The 3,282-nt window shown below is 39.2% G+C and carries 3 protein-coding genes; all 3 read left to right on the plus strand.

Annotation, left to right across the window (positions count from 1 at the left end; all coding sequences use genetic code 11):
• Positions 1-118: 118 nt before the first annotated feature.
• The 3 genes from BMW61_RS21360 to BMW61_RS21370 all read left to right on the plus strand — a co-directional run bounded on the left by BMW61_RS21360 (position 119) and on the right by BMW61_RS21370 (position 3,212).
• On the plus strand, positions 119-355 hold the full coding sequence (locus BMW61_RS21360) for a hypothetical protein (RefSeq protein WP_091826083.1): 237 nt from the start codon (positions 119-121) through the stop codon (positions 353-355).
• A 55-nt stretch (positions 356-410) separates the two neighbouring features.
• Positions 411-2,087: an SH3 domain-containing protein gene (locus tag BMW61_RS21365; protein ID WP_139176517.1), complete on the plus strand. Its 1,677-nt coding sequence runs from the start codon at positions 411-413 to the stop codon at positions 2,085-2,087.
• Between the two features lie 63 nt (positions 2,088-2,150).
• Positions 2,151-3,212, plus strand: coding sequence for an RNA polymerase sigma factor (locus BMW61_RS21370; RefSeq protein WP_091826089.1), 1,062 nt, complete (start codon positions 2,151-2,153; stop codon positions 3,210-3,212).
• The last annotated feature ends 70 nt before the right edge of the window (positions 3,213-3,282 follow it).

Raw genomic sequence — 3,282 nt, forward strand, 5'->3', positions numbered from 1 at the left:
TTATACCAAAAGAGGGGGTCAATGCTCTTTTTATTTTGGACTCCCAATAAATCAAGGTTTTAGAACTAAAAACGGGTAGTAAATTTGACACTACCTATAGGTGGAAAGGGGGTAAAATATGATTATATGCGGCAGAGTTGAAGGGAAAATAATAGTTGCTGATAACACAGTTATGTACAACGTACTTCAGGGGCAGGAAAAGCATCATGTCAGATCTGTCGGTAGGCAGGCGGCAAAGGATGCAATTTTCCTGCGAGAGGGACAGAGTATAGAGGTGCAGGGCAGCACTGAAGACAAGATGCTTTTGGCGCAAGAGTCAAAAATAGATATTCGTAGAATAAAGAGCGGGGAATAAAGCTATAAAAGAAATTATAGAAATAGGAATGATATTAAAAAAAGGGATCGGAAAAATGAAAAGAACATCAATGATTTTAAATATTCTAATTTCAGGATTGATATTGGCAGGTTGTGGTGCGGATAAGACGGTGGCGCAGCAAACAGCGGGAGAATCTGCGCCTACGGAATCGGTCAGGGAGGAAATAAATGAGAACGCTTCAGATGATGAATATAATGAAGAGCAGAATGAAGAGTTGAATGAAGAGCCGATTGAAGATACAAATGAAGAAGCTTCTGAGAAAGTGGTACCGGAAGATACCGCAACTATAATTGATGAGATATGGATAAAAAATTTTGACAAAGAGTTCTTGGAAAGTGATGACTATAATCCGCTATTTCCGGAGAGATGCTTCTATGTCAAAGGCGTCAGAGTTCATATACCTACTACAGTTCGTGGATTTGAAAAATTATTTGGGGTTACTTTTACGTCAAATACTTATACCGGGTATGAAACAGTTTTCAAAGATGATAATGGCAAACAGCTGAAAGTTGAATTTGTTAGTGATGAGAGGGCAAAAATCTGCGGAGATGAGGATTTTGATGAAAAAATAAAAGATCTTCCAATCATAGGTGTTTATAACGACATTACTGAAGGGAGTAAGAAATGGGGATTGCTTGGAGCTAATGACGTGACTTTTGAGGATGTCCCTGATGAAGATGATGACCAACCAGAAAATGACTATGGATATACTAAATGGGGCGGGAAATATGATGAAGGATATCGCTTTTATCCTGATTGCTATCAGGCTTATTATCTATATTTGAACGGAAGGCTTCCGGAAGAGTTCATTGAGGCGGAAACAGAGTATATTTCTGACTATTCTGATATTAAGTATAGTGATATAACGTTGGATGCGCTTGATGAGATGTTCCTCATCGCTGATTGGGGAATATGGGGATATACATATGACAAAAAGGACGCGAAACTGCGGAGAATTTTAACTGATGACAAGCCGGAGAATTATGGATCTCATGAAGGAACCTTAATTTATGAGAGTGATCCTGAAAGTTTGAAGTCCAGTGAACCGCATAACCATACTGAATATTATGTTTATAATCGGTACGGAGCAAGATGGCTGCTTACAACATTGGAGCGATGGCAGGATGAAAATTATACAGTTCATCATATTAAGGATGAAGTAGAAATAGATAAAGATGCATATATTGAGGCGAGAAAAATATATGGTGATGGACCTGTTTTTGAGGAGCGTGTAATCAGCAGTATTGTATATGGCTTTAGTATGAATAAGGGAATCTATAGAACAATAATGAACCATAAAGATGAAATAGGCCTTGAGTCCATTGGGTACGATCCGGACCTAAAGCCTGATGGAATGGTTACTCCTTCATTCAGCACTGATTCAGAAACTGATTTGGATGATGAGATTGATCCTGAGGGAGGCCCTGATGGCGATTACGAAACTCTTCAGAACGCAATGAATGCTGCAGGGTATAAGGTCGATGTGTATAACAATGAGGGCTTTACAGTTGTTGTGGATGCTCCTGACGGATATGTTAATGTCAGGGAAGGCTGTGGCACAGAATATGCCATTGTTGATCAGATTCCCAATAATACAATATTACATATAGGCGAATGCCATGTTGATTCGAACGGGACCATATGGGGAGAGCTTGTAGAGCCTGAAATAATGGGATATATAGCATTATCGCAAGCAAAACAAATAGAATAGCCTGAATAATAATATTATTAATCAAAACTATAAAGGATACTTTTTGCATTGGAGGCAGAATAGATGAAAACAAGTGAAGAACTACAGCAACTTGTTACCGGATTACAAAATGGCGACAGCAATTCCTTTACCGGAATTTACGAAGATAGCTATAAATATCTTCATACTTGTGTAATCCATATTGTGAAAAACGAAGATGTTTCTCAGGATATCCTTCAGGAAACCTATGCGGAGATATATAAAAGTATAGGCCAATTAAAGGATTCGGAAGGCTTCCTTTCCTGGGCTGCGACAATAGCTAACAGAAAGGCTTTTGCTTATCTGAAGAAAAACAAAGATGTATTGGTTGCGTCTGAAGATGCTGAATCTGACAATGAATATTTTGATTCAATACCGGATGACGAAGCCATTATCCCGGAGAATATAGTCGATAATAAGGAAAAAATAGCAATTATTCGCGGAATAATAGATGACTTAACTGATGTACAGAGGGCTTGTGTTATCGGCTTTTACTATAATGGGCAGAAACAGGATGAGATTGCAGATGATCTTGGAATACCTGTTAATACTGTGAAATCGCATCTGAACAGAGCTAAAGGCAAAATCAAAGAGGCAGTAGGCGACGTTGAGAAGAAACAGGGAATAAAGCTCTGCTCCTTTACTGCATTTATGCTGCTTCTATTTGGCACGGAGACGAAAGCGTATGCTGCAAGTGCCGGAACACCGGAGATGGGGGCAAATCTCAAGGGCCTTATGGCGAAGGGAACAGTTTCATCATCAGGAAAAGCGGCAAGCGCAGTTATATCTACAGCTACAAAAGGGGCGGAAACAGTTGTAAAAACCAAGCTAATTGCAGGAGTCGTAGCAGGAGTGATAGGAGCAGGCGCATTATTTGGTGGTGTTACATACTATAAAAATACCAAAGAACGCGCGATTATCACTAATGAAGAGGCAGATACTGTTTTGGCTGATGTAGAAGAGAATGTAGTAGAGAGTGACGAAGTATCCGAAGTTGAAACTACAACTCAAGATGAAACTACAACTCAAGATGAAACTATAGAACAAACAGAAACGAATGAAAATGAAGATGCTGCCACTTCAACTAGTAGTCCGTGCAAAAATTAACTAGACCGTTTTTGCTATATCCTCTGCTGCATCGATTTCATCCATTTTGTATTTCCAATGATGCACCACC

This window comes from Butyrivibrio sp. ob235 (genome assembly GCF_900109475.1).
GTDB lineage: Bacteria > Bacillota > Clostridia > Lachnospirales > Lachnospiraceae > Butyrivibrio.

Coding starts and splice junctions, on each gene's coding strand:
- BMW61_RS21360 (WP_091826083.1), top strand. CDS start 119: ATGATTATATGCGGCAGAGTTGAAGGGAAAATAATAGTTGCTGATAAC.
- BMW61_RS21365 (WP_139176517.1), top strand. CDS start 411: ATGAAAAGAACATCAATGATTTTAAATATTCTAATTTCAGGATTGATA.
- BMW61_RS21370 (WP_091826089.1), top strand. CDS start 2,151: ATGAAAACAAGTGAAGAACTACAGCAACTTGTTACCGGATTACAAAAT.